General features: G+C 38.8%; 15 protein-coding genes. 5 read left to right on the top strand and 10 right to left on the bottom strand.

The window, feature by feature from the left end; translation table 11 throughout:
* Positions 1-670: 670 nt before the first annotated feature.
* Positions 671-871 (bottom strand): glycine zipper domain-containing protein, encoded by a 201-nt coding sequence (locus tag EO98_RS19630; protein ID WP_394297401.1) that lies wholly within the window; start codon positions 869-871, stop codon positions 671-673.
* Between the two features lie 30 nt (positions 872-901).
* Positions 902-1,603: a winged helix-turn-helix domain-containing protein gene (locus tag EO98_RS13465; RefSeq protein ID WP_235283603.1), complete on the bottom strand. Its 702-nt coding sequence runs from the start codon at positions 1,601-1,603 to the stop codon at positions 902-904.
* 200 nt (positions 1,604-1,803) lie between these two features.
* Between EO98_RS13465 and EO98_RS18535 the strand changes: the two genes are divergently transcribed.
* Positions 1,804-1,968, top strand: coding sequence for a hypothetical protein (locus EO98_RS18535; RefSeq protein ID WP_156161138.1), 165 nt, complete (start codon positions 1,804-1,806; stop codon positions 1,966-1,968).
* Positions 1,969-1,995: 27 nt separating this feature from the next.
* Here the strand turns inward: EO98_RS18535 and EO98_RS13460 are convergent, their stop codons facing one another.
* On the bottom strand, positions 1,996-2,286 hold the full coding sequence (locus EO98_RS13460; RefSeq protein WP_048140436.1) for a hypothetical protein: 291 nt from the start codon (positions 2,284-2,286) through the stop codon (positions 1,996-1,998).
* Positions 2,287-2,686: 400 nt separating this feature from the next.
* The gene (locus EO98_RS13455; protein ID WP_048140433.1) at positions 2,687-2,926 is read right to left on the bottom strand and encodes a hypothetical protein; all 240 of its coding nucleotides are present in this window, start codon (positions 2,924-2,926) and stop codon (positions 2,687-2,689) included.
* 960 nt (positions 2,927-3,886) lie between these two features.
* On the opposite strand from EO98_RS13455, the gene EO98_RS13440 reads away from it, so the two are divergent.
* On the top strand, positions 3,887-4,714 hold the full coding sequence (locus tag EO98_RS13440) for a helix-turn-helix domain-containing protein (protein ID WP_156161137.1): 828 nt from the start codon (positions 3,887-3,889) through the stop codon (positions 4,712-4,714).
* A 95-nt stretch (positions 4,715-4,809) separates the two neighbouring features.
* Here EO98_RS13440 and EO98_RS13435 read toward each other — a convergent pair whose 3' ends face one another.
* The 6 genes from EO98_RS13435 to EO98_RS13410 all read right to left on the bottom strand — a co-directional run bounded on the left by EO98_RS13435 (position 4,810) and on the right by EO98_RS13410 (position 16,108).
* A complete protein-coding gene (locus EO98_RS13435; RefSeq protein ID WP_048140424.1) occupies positions 4,810-7,839 on the bottom strand; it encodes a hypothetical protein in 3,030 nt (1,009 codons plus the stop codon).
* Positions 7,836-8,303 carry a phospholipase D-like domain-containing protein gene (locus EO98_RS13430; protein ID WP_048140422.1) on the bottom strand — a complete coding sequence of 156 codons (468 nt, stop codon included), beginning with the start codon at positions 8,301-8,303 and terminating at the stop codon, positions 7,836-7,838. Before EO98_RS13430 ends, EO98_RS13435 begins: the two co-directional genes overlap by 4 nt.
* Before the next feature lie 2 nt (positions 8,304-8,305).
* Complete coding sequence (gene drmB / locus EO98_RS13425) at positions 8,306-10,108, bottom strand: DUF1998 domain-containing protein (protein WP_048140420.1); 1,803 nt, start codon at positions 10,106-10,108, stop codon at positions 8,306-8,308.
* A gap of 2 nt (positions 10,109-10,110) precedes the next feature.
* Positions 10,111-13,923, bottom strand: coding sequence for a DISARM system helicase DrmA (gene drmA / locus EO98_RS13420; RefSeq protein ID WP_048140418.1), 3,813 nt, complete (start codon positions 13,921-13,923; stop codon positions 10,111-10,113).
* Positions 13,924-14,165: 242 nt separating this feature from the next.
* Positions 14,166-14,840 carry a DNA glycosylase gene (locus EO98_RS13415; RefSeq protein ID WP_048140415.1) on the bottom strand — a complete coding sequence of 225 codons (675 nt, stop codon included), beginning with the start codon at positions 14,838-14,840 and terminating at the stop codon, positions 14,166-14,168.
* Positions 14,837-16,108: a DNA cytosine methyltransferase gene (locus EO98_RS13410; protein WP_048140413.1), complete on the bottom strand. Its 1,272-nt coding sequence runs from the start codon at positions 16,106-16,108 to the stop codon at positions 14,837-14,839. The genes EO98_RS13415 and EO98_RS13410 overlap by 4 nt, the downstream gene beginning before the upstream one ends.
* A 220-nt stretch (positions 16,109-16,328) precedes the next feature.
* On the opposite strand from EO98_RS13410, the gene EO98_RS13405 reads away from it, so the two are divergent.
* The 3 genes from EO98_RS13405 (at position 16,329) to thrC (ending at position 21,789) form a co-directional block, all read left to right on the top strand.
* Positions 16,329-19,199, top strand: a complete 2,871-nt coding sequence (locus EO98_RS13405; protein WP_048140411.1) for a M1 family metallopeptidase — start codon at positions 16,329-16,331, stop codon at positions 19,197-19,199.
* 449 nt (positions 19,200-19,648) lie between these two features.
* The gene (locus EO98_RS13400; protein ID WP_048133197.1) at positions 19,649-19,960 is read left to right on the top strand and encodes a DUF1622 domain-containing protein; all 312 of its coding nucleotides are present in this window, start codon (positions 19,649-19,651) and stop codon (positions 19,958-19,960) included.
* A gap of 611 nt (positions 19,961-20,571) precedes the next feature.
* Entirely contained in the window at positions 20,572-21,789 is a 1,218-nt protein-coding gene (thrC, locus tag EO98_RS13395; RefSeq protein WP_048140409.1) for a threonine synthase, read from the top strand.
* Positions 21,790-21,894 lie beyond the last annotated feature (105 nt).

Below are 21,894 nucleotides of genomic sequence, written 5' to 3'. Positions count from 1 at the left end.
TTCTGCTGACCGCTTTTCTACTGACATACCACTACTCCATAAGGCATATTCAGCTGGCTGTTTGGAAAAGAACTTTAAGCTAATTTTAACCGGATTTGTAACTATTTAATTTACATTACCCCGAATTTTCTATAGAGCCTCATTGGTATTTGGAACTGGTAATTTGAAGCCCTTCTGCTGTAAACTAAGTCACCCCATCACTAAATCCAGGTAGAGTTACTTTTCTTTTTTGAATTTCTTCTGGAAAAGTAAATCTCATAAACTGTTAAGCTGGCCTTAAGTCCAAAAGTCTGTAAGGTTTACTTATAAGATTGAAGTATTACTTATAAGACTGAAGTATTCTTCTCTTACAATATATTACCAAGATTATCTTATATAAATAAACTAACATTTTAAATGGAAATTACTATCCGAAATATAAGCTTTTTGATTTAAGACCATCCGGGCATCTTTTTTTCATAGCATCTAACGTCATATTTTGATAAATCCGTTTTTATATTAATAACTATGACAACGAACCGCTCTTCACCTCGGGAGTTCGCATATAATGTATTCGGTGCGCTCAGGGATGGAATATGATAGTTTCCGAGTTTTTTAAAGTAGCTTTTTACCTTTAGTACGAATTTATGGCTTAAAGAAAAGGGAAAGTGAGGGGAGGTGTCAACCGGGATTAATAAAGAGAACTGCAAAGGAAAAATTGGTGAGAAGAACCGATAAGAGAACTGATAAGAGAACTGATTAGAGAACTGATTAGAGAACCGATAAGAGAACCGATAAGAGAACCGATAAAAGAACCGATAAAAGAACCGATAAAAGAACCGATAAAAGAACCGATAAAAGAACTGATTAGAGAACCGATAAGAGAACCGATAAGAGAACTGATTAGAGAACCCTATGAAATTCAAATCTCTTTTACCTGGATTGCTTCTTTTAGCATGTGCGAGAAAAGGTCGGTACCCCACTTAAGGGCTTCAGGTTCGGAACTTATCAGGCTTTCGTGTTCAAAGAATTTCTCCCCTGGGAAAAGAGTGAGCAGAAAAAACCTATCTGTCACTGTAAGGTCTGCAATTTTAGGATCTTGCGGGAAGATAAACACCCTGACGTTTCCAAAATTCAGGAAAGTGCACAGTTCTTCCCTGTAATCCGTTTTGAACCTCTGGAACACTGGCTCTGTAAACATCAAAGAAATTTCCACTCCTTTTTTTGCAAGTTCCGGGTAGAGTGTGGTAAAAGAAGGGTGGAAATAGGAAGCAAAACCGAAAATATGCGTGGAGAGATGAAGCTTTTCTACAAATTCAGGGTTAAGTTCGAACATGTGGCTCACCTCCGGAAGGATGAGTTTGCAGTTCTTCAGTTCATAAAGTCTTTTGCGTAAAAAAGGAGGAATTCCTTCAAGGTTTCTTTTCGTCCAGTAATCAAAATTTTCTTCCAGGACTTCCAGGGTGTCCAGAAAAGGCGGCATTTTGTCCGCGATTATAATTCCCATTGGAGAAAGTTCATAGGTATGCCCCTTCTGTATAACGAGATTACATTCTTTCAATTTTTTGATCTGAGGGAGGATTGAAACAGGGCCTACGGAAAGGTTTTTCTGAATTTCAGCCATACTCCGTGGCTTATCTTTCAGAAACAAAAGAAGTTTCTTCCTTTTCTCAGAGAGAAAAACCAGCTCTATTAATTTGACTTGCTCCTTCATCAAAACACCGTAAAGAAAACACCAATGATGTTTAGATGGCAGAACAGCTATTTATACATTGTCATAAAATTTTAACCGTCTCATGGTGTGTACGAAAAAATGAAACAAGGATGGAAAATGAAAGGAGGAAGGAAAATGAAACAAGGACGGAAAATGAAACAAGGATGGAAAATGAAACAAGGATGGAAAATGAAACAAGGATGGAAAATGAAACAAGGAGAATGAAAAAAATATTCTACAGGTTCGGACAACAAAGGCTGCCGGAAAGGGTATGATTCTTGCAGCGAGTGGCATTCTGCCAGTTAGAACCTGATAGCATCAAGGACAGCCAGTTTTTGCTTCCAGTGGTCAAGCCCTCTTTTTGCGGCGTACCAGTCAAAATATTTGTCGTCGTCTATATATTCACCGGCTTCAAATTTTTGTATAAAGTCTGTGGAGATCAGGTCGTACTGGTCTTCAAATTCATCGCAGATCATGGAATAGCGATATACCTTGTATTTTGCAAGATGTTTCTCATGTTCCAGAGCTGAGCGAATAACCTCGCTTACTTCCTGTAGCGAGTAATCGGTGTCAATCTGCAATGTAAGGTCCATGTTTATCCCATAGAAGAATTGTTGATAGTTCTAAAAATGTTGCTGATACTAAAAATTGATCCTATATCTCTTTTTCTATTTATTATGAGTTGCATCCTCCGGAATCCAGGGAATATCGGAAGCATAAGGCTAAGATTCAAAAATCTAAGTATTTTATCACAATCACATAACTTGAAAATTTATCGGACAGAGTTCCTTCCGTTGTCTCAGGGTCTGTGATCTTCAGAATACGCTTTTTAGATTGGGGCAGAATTCAGGTCCACCTGCGAATTGAGACCAAAAAAGCCGGAATGAATGAGTTAGTAAAAATAAAAAGAAATAAGGGAAAATAAAAAAATAAAAAAATTCAGAACAGATAGGTGTAGAAAGTGTGGATTTGGATATTAAACCTACACCGTCATCAGTTTCGGGTTACGATACGGATTATCCCGGAGTTCTCCATGTTCTTATAAATGAATGCTGAGGAGTATGCAAGCAGCATGAACTTAAAGCCCTGGGCAAAGTCCATTTCCATGAACATTAATATCATGTACATGAAGAAGGTAAATTGTATTACACACAGGAACATTCCGGCTGCGGTGAACATTTTCTGACGACTGCTACTATCACTACTGTCTGGATCATCTGATTCTTCTGACATTTTGTTTCGGACCTCGCAAATAAAAGTGCTAAAGGTTTTTTTATATTTAGTTTGTTTTTTATTTTATTTTATTTTGGTTTGTGTTTTTTACTTGATTCTGCTTTTTACTGAAGGCAGTTTTCAACCAGCTCAAATTAAATAGTCCCCCCGGCTTTACAGCATAGCAACTAGCTTCTCTGAAGCTTTTAAAACGAGACAAAAAGCTGAAAACTTCAACAGATGCATCTGAAGGTTCAGTTACATTGATCCTCTGGTGCAACATTTATATGAAAAAACACGCTCCAATTTAGAGACTTTTATACAATCTTACTATTTGTTATGGATGGTATATATAACTTTCGAGGGGAGGGTGGGTACTGCTGAGCTTGAACCCGTTTCTCATTTTGAGGTTTTGAGATCATACGTCAATTCCCAGGATAATTTTTAGCCTTTCATCCTGGATGGCAAGGCTTCTTTTTGCCGCATACCAGTTGAAAAAGTCATCAGAATCCCCGGTTTCTCCGGGATCTAATTTGCGAAGCTGGAATCTTTTCCGGCGGCGGGAGATTTTTAGGACTTATATTTTATTTTTAGTCTCCCCCTTCAGATTCCTGCACAACCGAAGAGAAAAAGCAGAATATCACTTCCTCCGGGCGGGATTTTCAAGAAATAATTTTTATTTTTTGGCTGTGGGCGGCTGCTCAGAACTTTCCCGGAGCTGCCTTCGTTAATATTAAGCGAAAAAGCAAAACGTTGGGCGGAAATTTCATTAACTGATTTATAAAAGCAACAAAAACCCGAGATCGAAATAAAGTCCTCCGCGCAACTTCTTTACCATTTTTTCAGCAATTCAAAAAACTAAAAAACAATAAAAGCGTCTAATTATTATACGCTAAAGGCTAAATCCTATACTATAGGCGAAACCATGTCTGTTTTATCTGAAATCTTCGGGGACTGTCCCCAGGCAAAGATAATTGAAGTATTTGCAGAAACCATGACGACAAACTGTATATTGCCGATATAGTCCGGATGACGGGCGTTTCAAAAGCAACCGTCTACAAGCATCTGAATAAATTAGTTGCAGAAGGAATTGTCGAAGAGAAAGGCAGAGCAGGAAACATCCGGTTTTACCAGTTAAATCCCAGCAGCCCGAAAGCAAAAATTATCCTGATGCTCGAAAGGTTTATTGTTTCCGAAAAGCTGGACAAATTGGTGGGAGAAGGGTCAGGAGAAGAAGGCGGGAAAAACTTTAATGTGGCTGCTTACGGAGATGAAAATCCGGAGCATCCGATCTCTGGGGAGAGTGGAGGGAGCCGCGAAGAAACTGCGGCTTTTAAAGAAGAGCCGAAATATATTGATTCTTATGGTATCGAAGCGGCGTCTACAGCAGACGGTGAGACCTACCTGATTGGGAATTTTGAAAGCTTTGAAGACGCCAAAGACTTCCTCGAATGGGAGTTAAACCACTTTGAAACCACTAATGCCAGGATAATCAGACACACTGAAAGGACAAGCATGGAAGCAATATTTACAGACATCCTTGAAATGTTCTTTTACCATAAACCGTATTCTAGGGATTCTCAAATAGGAGTTACGCACTTGATAAGTAAAACCAAGCACATAAGGGCTTACCAAGAATATTGTGCTGTAGACCGTTTGGTACTTCCCAATACTGGTTTTTTGTTCATCTGCGTAAGTCCTATCAAATATAAAAGTAGAGGATGTTTGTGGAGATTCTGGCACTGTCTTGGACGTATTCAGGAAAACTGGCCACGATTTTATAAGTTGCTGCCTACGCTTCATTCATAAGAGAGAAGACTTTCAAGACTCAGTTTTTATTTTTGTCAGTATTGGGATGATACTTAAAACCGAAAAATGAATGACCTAATAGAGAGCATAAATACTCAATTCAAGCTTTCAAAAAAATCGTTATAGTCATAGATTACTTTCATCGCTTCAATTTCTTTTGAGACATTAACCTTTTCAACGAAATCAACCTTGAATAATTCTGCATCTCTTATAAGTTGACTCATTTGCTTTTCAAGTTTTGAGTATATATATGAGTACTTATCCTCCTTTTTATTAGAGCTCTTAAACACATTTCGCCTTAAATTTTGAATTGTAAGAGCAGCTGCGTATGATTTCTCCGCAATCATTGTATCAGCTGTTAAAAAAGAGGATATTTCAGATATATATTTAAAAATAATTCTCATATCTTGAGGAGTGAAGGGATGTTCTGTTCGATACAATTTATATGTTTCAGAATCAACCATAACTTCTTCATAATTTGTCCACCAACTAGAAATGTAATCAGGATTCTTTGCGGTAATTCCTGAATCTGCTAGAATCTTTGCAATTTCATCCTTTGACTTTTGGGGAGAGATACTATTCTGTTCTGCAAAAGTTTCAATTGTTCGCTCCAGAAGATCAATCCATAGAATCGAATCATTGAATAATTGTTTAAATCCCTTCCACTCAAACGGTCCTTTCTGGAATTGAAGTTTGTCTCCCCATTTCATCATGAATTTAAAAAATATAGATCTAAACGATTGATAGAAACCCAAACGATTGAGAATAACTTCCGTATTAATTAATTCTCTCTTCATCGAGGAAGTGGAAGAGTCAAGACTAAAGGATATTTCTCTGAAAGAATTTCCATCCTTAAGCATAATATCTCTATCAAGAGGAAGAAATAAACCTCTATTTTGAGAATCAATGCACAGAATAGCTGTCTCTCCACAAGTTAACTTATAATAATTATTATATTCATCTATAATATCTGAAGTTTTTCCATAAATACTCACTCCAGAATAAGGCATAGAATACTCTTCCTCGCCCAATTCAATATCATCAATATATTGTAATTTTTCATTTTCATCAAAGTTAACTTTAGACAAAAGACCTCTTAGCAGGCAAGGTGCAGGAGTGTCATCATAAATTCTGACAACAGGATAGGCGTTTATCTCAAGTAGTCTCTTGTCTATGATTTCTTTTATCCTTCCGATTGTTTTATTAGTTCCAACAAAGAAAAATTTATCAACATCAGAAGAATGCAAATTATAACTTAAAGATGGATATCCTGTAGATAGTACAAAATGTTTGAAGCCCTCTGGAACAATCCTTTCAATACTTCCTAATTTCTCCCAACTACACACAGTTAGAAAAGATGAAATTTGTTCTGGTATTGAATCCTCTTGACGAAGTAAACGTTCAGCTCCTTTGGATTCAAAGCGAGGAACAATTATCGTAATGTAACACCCATTATTTTTCTTGAATATATCCCTGACAATATCCCGCATTTTTTCTCTAAGGGGATTCCTCTGAATATATGAATCAGTATAGAAAACTTTTCTTATAGAATCATTTAAAGAAGTGAAGAGTTCTTGTTCAATTTTCTGGCTGAGATCAGTAAATAAAATATCATAAGTCAATGGGTAATTCCATTGCTTCATCACAGATAGGATTTCAGGTTTTCCGTATTCTCCGACCACATTTAAAAGTGTTGAAAAAACTCTAGAAAAATACAGCTTTACATCTTTCTTAGTTTCCTCATCGATACTCTTCAAGCATTTCCCCAATAACTCAGAAATCTCATCGTAAGAATCAATCGAAATGTATTCTGGCTTAATTTCTCTAAGCTTTTCTTTAGGCATTTGTTCCATTTTTGAAGACAAAGGATTTGGATGTCTTGAATCACTATCAGGATTCAGATCACCAAGAAAAGTGGGGGAATCCCAAGTGTGAAATAATACCCTGATAGAACCAAAAACGGTTTCATTTGCACCAATTCTATATAAGTGACGGATATCTGGATTAGTCGAAAACATCAGAACTGTGCTGATATCAGTTTTTCTCAAAAACTCCATTAACTTTTCCGTTCTAGGGCCAACGTACCTGGAATCCGAGATGATTTCATCCATATTTTCAATTATAAGAACATCAGGAGATACTATTTTTATGCTTCTAAGTACCTCCGAAATTTCAGATTCAATTGAAAAAAAGTGTAACTTGATTTTTTTATCAAGAATTTCTTCAGCAGCTTCTTCATCGTGAAAAAACGACTCAATTTCCGTTCCACAATTTTTTAATTTTGTAGAGTTAACAAGGAGTTCCCAAAGCCATATCTTCTTATAGTTAAGACTCCCTGTCCATCGAGTTTGCTTTTCAAGAGAAACATTCCATTCTCCATTTTCATTTATAACTTCAATTTTTTTTCCATCGTTTTTAGGAACAGAAATTTCTCTTAAAAAATTATCTCCAAGTTCTTTTGCTTCTCTAAGGATTGAATTTTTACACTTTCTTACAGTACCGTGACATAATTTATTTCTTGTTTCATTTTCACCAAACTTTCTATATTTAACTTCTACAACATCTTCTTTTTCGAAAATCATTTCCCTTTTAAGATTGTTGCTTTCTTGTTTTAATTTAGGTGGAAAAAAATTATCTTCACCCTCAATATAAACAGTCTTACTAAATACATCATACGAAGAATATGTAGGTACATAATATTTACTTTCATTATTTGTTGAGTAATTTCCAATGACTGCAACTTTTCTGTTAGGGAAAGTTAAAAGATATTCTGATGCGAGAAGGGGGATGAAACGAAGGTCATTCCATGGCCAAGTGACAAGGAATATTCCTTTAGGATTATCTTTTATCCAGTCAAGATAAGATTTTTCGATGTCATTTGGCACAACTTTCCATATAAGAGGCAAATGGGAAAGATAATTTTCCGATCTCTTTCCTTCCTTTTCTGTAACATACTTTACAGTTTCGGGAAATGATTCTGTGAAAATATTTACTTCAGTATAGAATAATGCATTGCAAGAAGAACATCTAAGATGTTTCTTGTCAATAAATTCAATTGGTTTCCCAGTTACGTGAGGTTCATGACAATTGGGACAAGTATAAGCAAAATGGTAATAAGTTCTCATTTCTTCTCCAACTTTTTTATTAATTTTAAAATCTGGAGCGCTATAGATGGATCCTCTACTAGAAAACCAAGCTCATAATTATTTGTCATTCCACTAAATGTAAAATTAGCCGATCCAGAAAGAACTTTTTTGCCATCAGCAACAAGAACTTTAGCATGAAGTATTTCATCTTCAACTCTGTGTATTTTTAGATAATTAAATTCTTTTTGTAGATTTAGTATATAATCTACAGCCTCGTTTCTTATCGCAAATTCATCACCGTATAAGTATATTTCAACCTTGACTCCTCTTTCTAATGCCTTTCTCAATTTATTCACAATGCTCATATCTGTGAGAACATAAGCTGTAAGAGAAAGTTCATTAGTGGAATTCGAAATCAGATCATTGATTACCGATCTAAATGATCTTATCCCGTATCCAACCCATTTTTCACCTGTAGCCACAGGAACAATTTCTTCAATCATCGTCAATCTCCAATGAGAAGATGCCTATCAAGCCAAAGGTTTCTATGTTCACATGAAGTTTCAGAAATCAAAAGACAACTATAACACGCCGCTCCATTTACACATTCTGCTGATTTAGTTACATCACAGCAAAGTGGATCATTAGAACAAAGCAAAATATTCCCAACTGCACTATTGATAATTTCGTGGAATATATCTACTGATCCTACAAGTCCCCCCATCCCTCCATCTTCTCCTGGAGATGTATTATAAATAAGAATACCCCCATTTTTTCCATCACGAGATATGTAAACTCTTTCCCTCAGTGAAACTGCTGAATAACCGGTGTGTGAGGATAAAGCTCTGATGATTGCATGAGAAAGTGTATGGAGCCAGACAAATTCGGGTTCAGCAGAAACCTCCGACCATCCTGAATCAGACTTCATACCCGACGCTGCATATTCTTTCCATAGGTTGTAAGCAGGTTTTGAGGTTAGATCAGGCACTTTTCTTTCACCAAATGTAATGAATATACCTTCACCAAATCCTTCATACCCTGGATACCAGATACTTCCATCCGAAGGCAAATACACACCTGATGAGACTAATAATTGGGGTTCACTTTCATCTGCAGTTGATACTATACGTCTGTAGCCAAGCTGAACTGTGATTGTTCTGATCTTACTAATCGGGTGAACAAGCAATTCAGGAATGAGAGGTGAGGTTGAGATTATCTTTTTTGGATGCCCCATAACAAAATTTTTGGTTGAACTTCCTGCTCCTGATAGCAGTGAATCAAATTCTTCATACATTAAACTCATGAAAGATTTGTTTTCATCGTTTAAGCGTTTATAAAGATCACAGAATTCTAATACACCTTTTTCTCTAATTTCTTTACTTATAACTTCAAGCGAATCATCAGGAATTCTTCCTTTTAAACTACTTGTAATCCAGTCTATAACAGTATTAGCATCCATCCTAAGTAAAATATCGGAAGGCATTTTCACCATTGTATCAAGAGCTATTGAAACATCATACCTTTGAAGAATTCTTGATATCTGATTATCGAATTCTGGAATTGTCAAAAGGGTCATTGTTTCAGGAACCCTGAGTGAAGTTGACTGCCTCTGCATTATTTTCATTATTTTTTCACAATTTTTTGACCTATCAGGCTTGGTATAAATGGGAAAATAATCGCTAGAAGGAGATTCTCTTTCAGGAATTCTTCCCTTACAGAAAAAATTCATTTTGTAAATTTCCTTCATATTTTTTCTAGCTCTACAAATAGGGCATTCTATGATAATATCTTCTAGAGAACTTCCGTTTGCTTTCCAGCGGAAGTAGTCTGGTTTACATGATGAGCTTTTATGGACAGCATAATTCCAGTTTACTTCATCGAGGTGACCATCTGGACATGCTGCAACAAATCTAACTGCAGAAGATTCATCGTTAGTTTCACATAGAGGACATTTAGATCCGTTATACAAAATGGGGGCATGATTTCCTCTTCTTCCATAGCAGACTTTCCACACTGGGAAAACATATGTTGAGTAAACGCGATAATTGCTTTGCTTTCCAAGTCCAGCGTTTGTAGGCAAAGCTAATATGCGAATATTCGTTTTTTCTTCCGATCTGCTTTTAATGTACTTGGAAATCCTTGTCTCTGCGATTTCAAATCTTCGAAAAGTATCCGGGTTAAAGTTCTCACCAAGTCCTTTTTCCAGAGATGGAATAATCCGAGGTCCTTTTTTAGTTTCAATTACGGAACCCGGACCATAAGTAAGAACAAACTGCGATCTGCTTATATGCTGAAATTCCCTTGTCATATTTATACCTCAAACGCAGTAGTTTCTTCTATTTCACGAAGAGATTGTGGAGCGTTTTTGTAAACAACACATAAACCAACCTTTTCATGTGCTGGATCTCCAAGTATTACATTTTTTTCAGGAGGCCTATATAGAGTATACTCATTATAAACCAAATTTTTAGTGAAACCAAGCTTTTGTGAGATTCCAAGCCATCGATCATACTGAGAACGGAAACACTGGATCGCTTTTTTGGAAACATCACGAGGTAAGCATCTACTCAAAAACCTTTCGAAGTCATTCAATGACTCCTCACTTTGAATAATATGACCTGATTCAACAAACCATCTAGAACTGGGATCAGGCATATTTCTTAGAAAAGAAACAATTGCAGGACCCGCTGCTTTCTCTAAACATCCGTCTGAAAAAGGAGAAACAGAAGCAGGTTCTACCTCGATGTTTATTCTATGATGGTACCCTGTAAATATTTCATAATGGCTAAGATCTCTTGCTCTCCCAGCTTTATAAAATGTGACAACCAGAGCTCCATGATCTCTTCCCACGCGACCAGTTGCCTGAATGTACTGAGATGTTGTTTTGGGTTGCCCGTTTACAACCATCAAGGATAAGTGAGGAATATCTACACCAGTTCCAAACATTGATGTGGTGAATATAGCATCAGGGTTTTCATTAATAGTGCGTTTCTTTCCCTGTTCCAGTTCTTCAAGTAGCTGTGGAATATCAGTAGAGTTTATCCGGCTTGAAAGTTCAACAACCTTTTCTGCATCCAAATTTCGAACTGAACCTTTGGAAATATTATTTAACCTTTCAATAATGTCTTCTCTAAAAAGTGATCTATTCCCTCCTAACTCCCTAATGGAATTAAAGTAACCTACAAGAGTCCAGAAATTTATAATGTCCTTTTCAGAGCAATTCTCTTCACCAGTCTGCAGCATCCTTGACCATATTCTTATAATTGGTGTCAACGGACCTCTTCCTGGTGCATAGATCCCCATGTAAACTCTTCCGGGTCTATTTTCATCCCATCCAGATGACCAGACAGGCATTCTTACAAAAAAACTATCTTTGAAAGTTAGACCGTATGCCGGAAACTGGAATAACGGTCTATTAAAAAGACTTTTAACTTGAATCGCTGCATCATTAACAGTTGCAGAAGATGCAATATACTTTGGAATTCCGCCTGATTCACGGATAAGACCATCAACAATACACTCATAAATACCAAACATACTACCCAAGGGCCCATCCATTAAATGAAGTTCATCCTGTACTATCATATCAGGCGGAAGGAATGGATTTACATTAGTGGAATACTTTGAAATTGCACTTTTGGTGTAATTGTTTGGTAATAATTCTTCTGAATCATCACGATAGTAACCATAAAATCCATTATATTTTTTCACGTTTCCAAATATAGAACTAGACCTGGGCTCAAAAGCCAGTCTTGCTATTTTATCTGCTGTACTTACAATAATAGTTGGACATCTATGGTATATCTGTTCATCAACTGTATATGCTGGAATAGGAATATGTGAATTTTCAGCAAATGGGGAAGAATTGTCCTTCACAAACAGACCGTCTGGTAATTTCTTTTTTGAATTTCCAGAAACATTTGAGGGCACACCTTCCTTATAATTAACATCACTGTTAAGATCACATTCAGGATTCGGGCAAAAAATTTCAAAATCAACAGGTGAGTCTTTTTTTCTTCCAACTTCATTGTATGAAGGGAAATAACCAGGTCGTGACGGTCTGAAAGAGACAACTTTAACTTTAAGCTCTTTTTCAAGTTTCGAAATAATATCATCAAACTCTTTTTCGTCAACTTTTCTGGAGCTGTCAAGTGCAATATACATTATGAAACAGTTGCTAAGGCATCTATTATCTGAAACTTGAATTTCCGTAACCAAATCAGAAACTGATATAAGCTTTGAAACGTGACTCTTCAATTCAGAGAGAGTTTTTTCATACTTAATTACGAGATATATTTTATTAACCCCAGCTGGTAAACCCGAACTGGGAACAGCAAGCCAACTGCCACATACTGGACATTTTACTATCTGAGCAGGTTCACCTTCTGACGATGAACTGTTTTGTAATGCCTTAATCGCTCCTTGTTCACCACGGAGATGGTTAGGAGATACCCCTCCTCCTACCCACATTCCCACAGAAAATCTTACCGTTCCGTATAGCCAATCTTCGGATATAGAACACTTTTGTGGCCTCCATCCAGAAAGTCCCTGCTTATTCAAAACACGTAGGTATTCTGCTGCCGTAATCATAACAAGTGTTCTTCTAAATTGTTGGACAGTTAACAGACGTAATGTATACCTGGAAATTATGGACGTTCCTGCCCCAGTTATATCTTTGTTATCTTTATCTCCATTCCGAAGTCTTGCCTGTGCATTCCTTCTTCTTAAAGCCATAACAAAGGCCATCATTGCAAGATAAGACTCTGTTTTTCCTCCTCCTGTAGGTACCCACAGTAAATCAACGTAGTCTCTGAATCCAGAGTCTTTATTGGATAGAGATTCCAGATTCATTAAGAAAAATGCAAGTTGGAATGGTCTCCAAACAAAATCAATATCACTTTCCTCCAGTTTTCCGTCCTTTTTCCAGAGATTTTGTAACCATATAACTTTATTGGCAAAGCAAAATGACAAAAGAATATCTGTATCTTTTTGAAGACATTCTATTCCTCCATTAATCCTTTTAAGGCAAATTTTTTGTTTATCTATGATTTTTTTTGCGATAATTTTATCCTTATCTGAAAAATCCTCAAGTGAAGTTTCATTCTTTTGAATCCATTTTTCATAACTTTTTAGGATAGGATTTAAATAATCTTTTATTTCTGTTTCATCCCACATTTCGGATAATTTTAAAGCTGAGAAGACTGGAGAATTCGAGATTTCAGAATTTATCCATTCAAAAAGAGGTGCTGGATTTGGATAAAGAGGAACAAACTCACTTCTTACATCACATGTTGTGAATTCATGACAATCATCAAAATGAATACCATCAGGCCATAATACTTTTATGTCAAGTTTATTTTGATAATCGACATCCTTCCATATCGAGGAACACATGTGACCTCTTGCGATAACAGGATTTTCTCTGTAAATAAAGTTAAGCTCATCATTTTCTTCGGAATCAATTGACTCTAGTTTGCAATTATTTCCAAGAATGACACGTATAGAAGGCTGATAAAGAGACGATTCAATCACTTTGTCTCCATAACAATCTCCGATCTTTAACTCATTTATAAGACTCAGAATAATATGGAGTGAATCATTGACCTTTATCCCCCGACTATTCAATACAATTTTTCCATCTATTCCCTCGTAAACAGTTATTTCTTTAGAGGATTCTCCAGACATATTGAGATTAATAATTTTACAATAAGGTTTTCGTTTCCAAAAAATTTCCGTTTCTGTAACTTTCTTTCTATCAGAATTTTCTGAAGTAAGTTCTTTTTTGAAATATCTTCCCCAAGTTACACAGACTTTCAAATAAGGATCTTTACCCTTAACTAAAAAAGATATTCCAAATGATTTGGATCTTACACGAGGATCAAGCTCAGATGGGAGGATTGAAAGCGTTTTTTCTCGTGAATCAGTGTCTTCTGCCCCCTTATCATCCCCCTCAATATTGAGAATTTCCGAATCTGGACCAAGTTCTCTTTGTTTGCAATCCTTTGGAATAATAACTCCAGTGATGTATTCTGTATAAGGATCTGCTCCAATTATTGTTTCTTCAGATCCATTTCTTGGTCCTAAAACTTCTTTTATCAACTCTTCAATATATTTTTCCCGCACATTCTCACTCCGTCCAGTCCAATAAATATTCAATCAAAATGAATTATCAAAGATCTGATCTGTTAAATATTCAAGACTATTATACTAAGTTAGTATTCTAAAATTGGTTTAAATATTTTTCGATAGAATTGTTTCTCTATATTCATATAGTCCTAAATGAATATATTACATTTATTTTTGAATAACTATATTCAAAAAAGAATTTAGATAAAAAGGAATTAAGAATCGTAATTGTAAGGGATTTACAGTTCTAAGTAATATATACAGATGTCTCTAAGACTACAAATTTCACATCTAGGTTTATCTCTAGGAATACAAACCGCATTTGAAAAATCAATTAAAGCGAAAGAAACGGTTCTGGGATCCCAGAAATTAACAAGATCATACATAATTCCATAGAAAAGTTTGCTTCTCCTTGAGGAATCTGTAATTTTCAACCCAAAAATTCTTCCTAAAACACGCACAGTATTTGTATCGAGTACTGGTTCGGGAAGGTTATATCCAAAACATAGGATGGCCGCTGAGATATAATTTCCTACTCCAGGCATTGCCATCAATTTTTTCCTTTCCAGAGGCAGTTTTCCACCATATTTTTCTACAACTTCAACGGCCATATCGTAAAGTAAATCTGCACGCCAGAAAAGTCCAAGGGATTTTAAATCATCTTTTATTGCTTCACGGCCAGCTTTAACAATTGACTCAAAATCAGGATATTTAATAATAAACTGTTCGTAAATATCTTTTACCTGATTAGCTTTCGTTCTGTGAAGCATCACTTCAGCAACGGTAATTTTATGGGGATCAGAGGTTTCTCTCCATGGAAATTTCCTGAGATTTTCCTCTCCCCATATAAGAAGTTCAGTTCTTATTATTTTTATTTTTGAGAAATATTCTTTATCTCTGGTAACTGTATTCATGAAATCTCTTCAAGCATCTTCTCTATTTCAACTGCTATCCCTTTAGCCATAAGAGGAGGCACAGCATTGCCAATCTGTGCATACTGCGCGATTCGAGGGCCTTCGAATTTATAATTATCAGGAAATGACTGTATTCTTGCCACTTCTCTAACTGTCAGAGATCTTGCCTGTTTGATATCAGGATGAATGAAATAGTGGCCATCCTTTGATATGTGAGCAAGTATGGCATGGGAGTAACCATACTGATTGACCACCTTAAATCTGTCCAGAAACGACGTTTTATTTTTATGTGTCTGGAGTTCCTGAGGTAGTTCATCATATTTCAGCCGTTTTCTTTCTTTATCCCATTTTTCAATTGCACGTCTGTATATGGTACGATCTCTGGAATTATGTATTCTTGCGTTGTGTTGAATGAGTATATCTTTCTTTTCTCTAATCTTAAATCTTTGAAGATATTCAGATGACCATGAGAATGGCTTTGTATATTTTGCAGGACTATCAGTACCTTCACCGGCTTGTAATGGGGGAAGGTCTTTCAAAAGGGATGAGACATGGAACCTGCTGAGAGGAGTTTTTAAAAAGTCCGGATATGAAAGATCATACTCATCTTTCCAGCCAATAAATATTATCCGGTTTCTTTCCTGAAGTACACTAAAATCTTTTGCATTCAGTATATGGGCTTCTGTTGTATATCCAAGTTTTTTCAATTCCTCATGCAAATTTGAGTAAATAATCCCATCTATAGCACTTTTAATTCCCGGAACGTTTTCGAATACAAAAATTTTTGGCTCAAAGCTTTTTAAGAATGAAACGTAATGCCTGTATAGATAATTACGGGGATCTTCCTTCATTTCCTTTGGCTTCCTGCCTCTCCCAGCAACAGAATAAGCCTGACATGGTGGCCCTCCTATGACTACATCAACAGAATCACTATCAATGACTTTTAAATGTTCTTGAATTTCTTTTATCATAGTAGTTTCTTTTGATTCAGCCACTTCTCCCTGTAACAATCCAGCTGGAGGGAGGTCAAGCTCTTCGAATTTTTGGATAAATTCATCTCTGTTGAGATTTCCTGAAATATAATCTCTATAAATTCCTTCATTACTGGAATCTTTCAGAGAATGGTAAATCGCTCTAGTTTCGAGAGAATTCCTTGCATGATTACTTTTCTCTATATGAGATACAAATTTAAATCCCTGCTGAAAGAAACCCTCTGAGAGTCCTCCTGCACCAGAAAACATATCAAGAACTGTGTATTTTGGTTTCATCCAGAAATTCACCGAAACTGTTTTTCTTTTTTACTTTGTTCATTCTCTAAAAAACGATTAACATCAGATGAAATTGGAATATATTAACATGTTGATGTGAATCATCTGATTTTAAAACTTTGGATTTCTCCTATCCCACTCAAACTACACCTTTAAATCCCATACCTCCCTTTCCTATTCCACAATATAACTTTCATAACTTTTACTCGGTGACATTTTTATGAAAAATAGGCTGTACAAATATTATCCTGAAGATTTCGGGGAGCTTACTGTTGACGTTTTACATATGAACCTGGTGTTTGAGGTCTATGATGACAAAACCAATGTGAAATCCCTGCTCAGGGTCAGGACAAAGGACGCTCCTATTGAGACGCTGGAATTAAACTGCAGGGACCTTGAGATCCGGGCTGTGAGCTGCATACAGTCTGAGGTTTCATACAGGTACAGGCAGGACGATGCGATTCTCGAAATCAATTTCAGGGACGTGATTCCTCCGCATACTGAGATTGCGGTTGTTACGGATACGGTTTGCAGGCCTACCAAAAATGTCCTTGAGGGGCTGTATTACGATGAAACGCCGGCAGGGGCTCCTCCGCAGCAGATCACGCAGTGCCAGCAGTGGGGGTTCCAGAGGATCGTGCCCTGCATTGACGACATGTGCGCAAAGTGCACGTACAGGACAACCATCATTGCAGATTCGAGGTACACGAACCTTATCACAAACGGGGACGTCGTTGTTGCAAGGCATACCGTAAAGCCGGGGAGGGACAAAATCGTCTATGACAACTCCGTCACTCCGATGGCGCCATATCTCTTTTTCCTCGGCGTGGGGACATATGCGACTTTTAGCAGGGAATTTGAGTACCCTGATGGAGATACTTTCATGCTGGAACTGCTTGTGCCGCCCGGCTCAAACGCAGAAGCTGCCGAAAAAGCGCTTGACATCCTGCATGATTCGGCTATGTGGGTCTATCTCTTTACAGGGGCCGAGCAGTTCGATGAAGATAAGCTGCTTATCAGGAAGGAGCTCTGGGAGCTTGTCCGCAAGCGAGAGAAAATAAAACTTGATGCAAAGTCCGAATCCCCTCTGGAAGAAGAACTCCTGAAGGTCAGGGGCGAGCTTGCAGAACTCAACGGGGCCATCACTCCGGGGTACAAATACACGGGAACTGTCTACAGGGAAATAGGGATGCAGAACTCGGACTTCGGGGGCATGGAAAACGTCGGGAACACCACGATTACCACAAACCGTATAATGCCTAGCCGGCAGATCACTGACCCGGCTTTCGAGTACATGATCAGGGTTAAGGTGCACGAATATTACCACAACCAGAACGGGTCCGAGGTTACGGGAAAAAGCCCCTTTGAGATCTGGCTGAACGAAGCTGTGACCGTGCATGTGGAAGAGCAGTACCACGCTTTCCTCTTCGGAGAGGATTACCAGAGGATCGGCAGGCTGCTTGACCTGTTTGCCCCGGCATCGGGGACTTTTGCCCTGGACTCGGGCGCTGCATCCATGCCCATCATCCCGGACGGCTTCAATGACCCAAATGACCTGATCACTGCCGTTACGTATGTAAAATCCCCCGAATACGTGCGCATGGTCGAGACTCTCATAGGCAAGGACACTTTTGTCCGGGGCCTGGACCGCTACTTCAAAAAGTTCAGTCACTCAAACGCGGCCACGCAGGACTGGATCGAAGCCATGGAAGAAGAAAGCGGGCAGCCTTTAAAGGAAATGGCCGAAACCTGGCTGAAGCAGACAAAGTTCCCTGTAGTCGAGGTCTCAGCCGAATATGACCTGCCTTCCCGGAAGTTTACTTTCTTCCTCAAACAGCAGGTCCCTGCCGGAGGAAAGCCCTGGGAGTTCCCCTTCAAGGCAGCCCTTGTGGACGAAAACGGAAATGACCTTGCCGAAGTCCTGGAAAGAATAAGTGGGGAAACTGCAGAAATTACGGTTGAAAACGTGGACATGCCTTCTTTCCTTTCCCTGAACAGAGAGTCTTCTTTCTATGGAAAACTCGTTTACAGGGCGAGCCAGGAAGAGCTCCTGCTGCAGGTCCGGAAGGACAGCGACATCACAGGCAGGTTTACCGCCTTCTATACCCTTGTGGACCGGGAAAAGCTGAGGCTCCTTAAAGTTCCGGGTGCAGCCCCCTCTGAAGACTTTATAGAACTCTACTACAGGCTCTTTAATGACCGGCAGCTTCTCGAAAGGGCTGGAGGGCAGTTCCTGGCCATTTTTGAGTCCGTAGAAGATGAGGAGTTTGCCCATCACTATCAGGCTCTTTTTGACGTAAAGAAGACACTCTTGCAAGCGGTTGCCTGGAAATACAGGAACTCCCTTATTTCTTCCTACCACTTCTTTGAGAATACTTCGGTTTCACGGGACGCTTCCCTTGAAGAATCAGCAAGGGTGATCAAGAGCAGGCAGGCTAAAAATGTCTGTCTCGGAGTACTTGCAACCCTCGATACCCCTGATATCCATGCCCTGATAAAACAGCAGTTTGAGACCGCAGCCTGTGCAACAGACAGATTGAGCGCATTTGCCGCATACCTTAACAGTTCGGCTCCGGACAAGATTGAAGTCCTGAGAGCCTTTGAAGCGGAATCAAAGCAGAACCTTGTTGCCTGGGAAACCTTCCTTGCAGTAATCGGAAATAACAGCAGTATTGATGCAGTCGAACTGGTCCGGGAAATGGAAAGGTCACCTGCCTTCAGGATCGAACAGACAAATGACCAGCGTGCCCTTTACGGAAGCTTTGCCCGCAACCGCAAGAAATCCCTCCAGACCGAAGAAGGCAGGGCTCTCTTTGCAGAAATCCTGACAAAGCTGGCTTCTGTAAACGAATTCAGCACCGTCAATATGCTCAACGCCTTTGCAAACATAGACCAGATGGAATCAAAGTATCATATCCCACTGGTAAAGATCCTGGCAGACCTCCTGGGAGAACTGGATTCCCAGAAATTCCCGAGCGTCTATAACAGGATCCGAAAACTCCTTCTCGGAGCCCCGAAAGCTGTCAAAACATACGGCATAGAGCATGGAGAAATTAAGGCTTTGAAGTCGGAAAAACCGGAAACGAAGTGAAATCTCGCAGGAGTAAACTACTCAACAAATAAGTCTGTCCGGAAGAACTGATTGCCCCGAACCTGATCCGATAATTCGGCCCGGAAGGGATCGGAAATAGCGCTATTCTTCCGGACCTTTGCTTTTTTGTACCTATTTATTGGGTTTCTGATTATTGAGCTTCAGATTTTGTTTTCCTGGAGCTCTTCTATATACTCATGTTTCTACTCATGTTTCTACTCATGTTTCATAGCTGTGCTTCCGCAAAAAAGAAGTACGAAGTTCTGCCCCACTTGAAAATATTCCCTGTAATAGAATTGAGGCCTGAAATCTTATTTGAAGGACAGATGCAGGAAGAATATTTATCCGGGGGAAAGGAAATGTTATAAACGTTATTTGGGAGCTTTTTGTCGGATTTCAATATCCGGCTTTTAAGGGGTGGTAAAAGGACATTTGAATATTTTGAAGGCTTGTTTCTGGACGCATTCTCTGCTCTGTTCAATATTGTGGGCTCTCTTCTCATTATCTACGGCGGGCTCAGGGCAATTTCAGAGATTATCCTGCTTGAAGTTTTGAAGAGACCTTATAGCTACCAGCAGGTAAGAAAAGAGCTTACAAACAAAATTGTCTTCGGGCTTGAGTTTTTCATCGCAGCAGACATCCTGGAAACCGTAAGGAACCCCTCGCAGGAAGAACTGCTTCTGCTGGGTACGGTTGTGTTGATAAGGACGGTCCTTGGCTATTTCCTCAGCAAGGAAGTTTCGGAATATCGGCTGGATTGAAACAGAGTTGAAAAACCTGATCCTGCAAGATGCCTGAACTTTCTTCATCTTTTAACACCTCTAACTTTCTCTGTCTTTTCGGTCCCGAATTCTTCCTAATAAAACAAATATAAATATAAATATAAATCTAAATATCTGTAAGTCCTTTTCAGTACCTTCCGGGGTTGATGAATTCTCGTGGGGACGAGTATGCTTTATAAGACTGCTGTTACGGAGCTATTATAAAGCCCGAATACAGTACAATTTTAAAAATAGTATAATTTAAAAGCAAGTAAAGTGTTAAGGATACAAAATATTATTAAACTCTAATATTATACTAATCCGAAATCAAGATTATGCTGACCCGAACTCCGGGTTGTATTAATAAACTAACATGAAATCGTGTAATAACATGAAATCGTGTAATAACATGAAATCGTGTAATAACATGAAATCGTGTAATAACATGAAATCGTGTAATATCATGAAATCGTGTAATATCATGAAATCGTGTAATAACATGAAATCGTGTAATAACATGAAATCATGTAATAGATACTAGCATGAAATTGGGTACTACTTGAAACCCGGTATCCGAATAATTCTAAATAATCAGACACAGGAGCAATTTAATGTATCATCTGAAATGTATCGAATGCGGTGCAGAGTATTCCAAAGATGAAGTAATCTATACCTGCAGCAAATGTAACGGGCTGCTTGATGTTATTTATGACTATTCCTCAATTAAACTTGACATGGAAAAACTGAAGACCGAATGCCCTTCGGTCTGGAAGTACGCAAAACTCCTCCCGATCGAAAGGGAGCCTGTGACCATCAGGGAAGGCGGGACTCCTTTATACAAATGCGACCGCCTGGCCGAAAAGATAGGGATTAAAGAACTCTACGTAAAACACGAGGGCATGAACCCCACCGGTTCCTTCAAGGACAGGGGTATGACTGTTGGAGTTACGAAAGCGCTTGAGCTCGGGATGAAGACCGTTGCCTGTGCATCTACAGGAAACACCTCCGCATCTCTTGCAATCTACGGGGCAAAAGCAGGAATCCCTGTTATAGTGCTGCTTCCGGCAGGGAAAGTAGCCCTTGGTAAAGTAGCCCAGGCCCTCATGCACGGAGCAAAGGTCCTCAGCATCCGTGGAAACTTTGACGATGCCCTTGCTCTTGTGCGCACGCTCTGTTCCCAGGAAAAGATCTACCTGTTAAACTCCATCAACCCGTACAGGCTTGAAGGCCAGAAAACCATCGGCTTTGAGATTGCAGACCAGCTCGGCTTCAAAGTGCCTGACAGAGTTGTCCTGCCCGTAGGAAACGCAGGAAATATTACTGCAATATATAAGGGTTTCAGGGAGTTCAAAATACTTGGAATAACCGATTCTCTCCCGAAAATGACCGGAATCCAGGCTGAAGGTTCCTGCCCCATCGTAAAAGCCATCAAAAGCGGGGCTCCTGCAATCACTCCGGAAGAGCACCCCGAGACCGTTGCAACTGCAATCAGGATTGGAAACCCTGTAAACGCTACAAAAGCCCTCAGCGCAATCCGGGAATCCCACGGGACTGCAGAGTCTGTTAATGATGACGAAATCCTTGCAGCCCAGAAGGACCTCGCAAGGCTTGAAGGCATAGGCGTCGAACCTGCAAGTGCAGCCTCTGTAGCAGGGCTTAAGAAACTTGTTGATATGGGTGTCATTGGCAGAGACGAAACCGTTGTATGCATTACTACGGGGCATCTCCTTAAAGACCCTCAGACCGTGATCGATATCTGCGAGGAGCCTACTTTAGTGGACGCAAATATCGATGCCATCCGGGAAGCAATCTTCGGAAAGGCGAAATAAAACCTGAAAACGGATCTGATTTGCGAATTTGATTCTCAGATAGTTTGATTTGCGAATTTGATTCTCAGATAGTTTGATTTGCGAATTCGATTAAAGAGAAGTCGG

The sequence above is a fragment of the Methanosarcina sp. 2.H.T.1A.6 genome (assembly GCF_000979455.1).
Lineage (GTDB): Archaea > Halobacteriota > Methanosarcinia > Methanosarcinales > Methanosarcinaceae > Methanosarcina.
The sequence above is the reverse complement of the archived record's forward strand: the minus strand, read 5'-3'. Positions and strand labels throughout refer to the sequence as shown.

Coding starts and splice junctions, on each gene's coding strand:
- EO98_RS13465 (WP_235283603.1), bottom strand. CDS start 1,603: ATGGCTGAAATTCAGAAAAACCTTTCCGTAGGCCCTGTTTCAATCCTC.
- EO98_RS18535 (WP_156161138.1), top strand. CDS start 1,804: ATGGAAAATGAAAGGAGGAAGGAAAATGAAACAAGGACGGAAAATGAA.
- EO98_RS13460 (WP_048140436.1), bottom strand. CDS start 2,286: ATGGACCTTACATTGCAGATTGACACCGATTACTCGCTACAGGAAGTA.
- EO98_RS13455 (WP_048140433.1), bottom strand. CDS start 2,926: ATGTCAGAAGAATCAGATGATCCAGACAGTAGTGATAGTAGCAGTCGT.
- EO98_RS13435 (WP_048140424.1), bottom strand. CDS start 7,839: ATGAGAACTTATTACCATTTTGCTTATACTTGTCCCAATTGTCATGAA.
- EO98_RS13430 (WP_048140422.1), bottom strand. CDS start 8,303: ATGATTGAAGAAATTGTTCCTGTGGCTACAGGTGAAAAATGGGTTGGA.
- drmB (WP_048140420.1), bottom strand. CDS start 10,108: ATGACAAGGGAATTTCAGCATATAAGCAGATCGCAGTTTGTTCTTACT.
- EO98_RS13415 (WP_048140415.1), bottom strand. CDS start 14,840: ATGAATACAGTTACCAGAGATAAAGAATATTTCTCAAAAATAAAAATA.
- EO98_RS13410 (WP_048140413.1), bottom strand. CDS start 16,108: ATGAAACCAAAATACACAGTTCTTGATATGTTTTCTGGTGCAGGAGGA.
- EO98_RS13405 (WP_048140411.1), top strand. CDS start 16,329: ATGAAAAATAGGCTGTACAAATATTATCCTGAAGATTTCGGGGAGCTT.
- thrC (WP_048140409.1), top strand. CDS start 20,572: ATGTATCATCTGAAATGTATCGAATGCGGTGCAGAGTATTCCAAAGAT.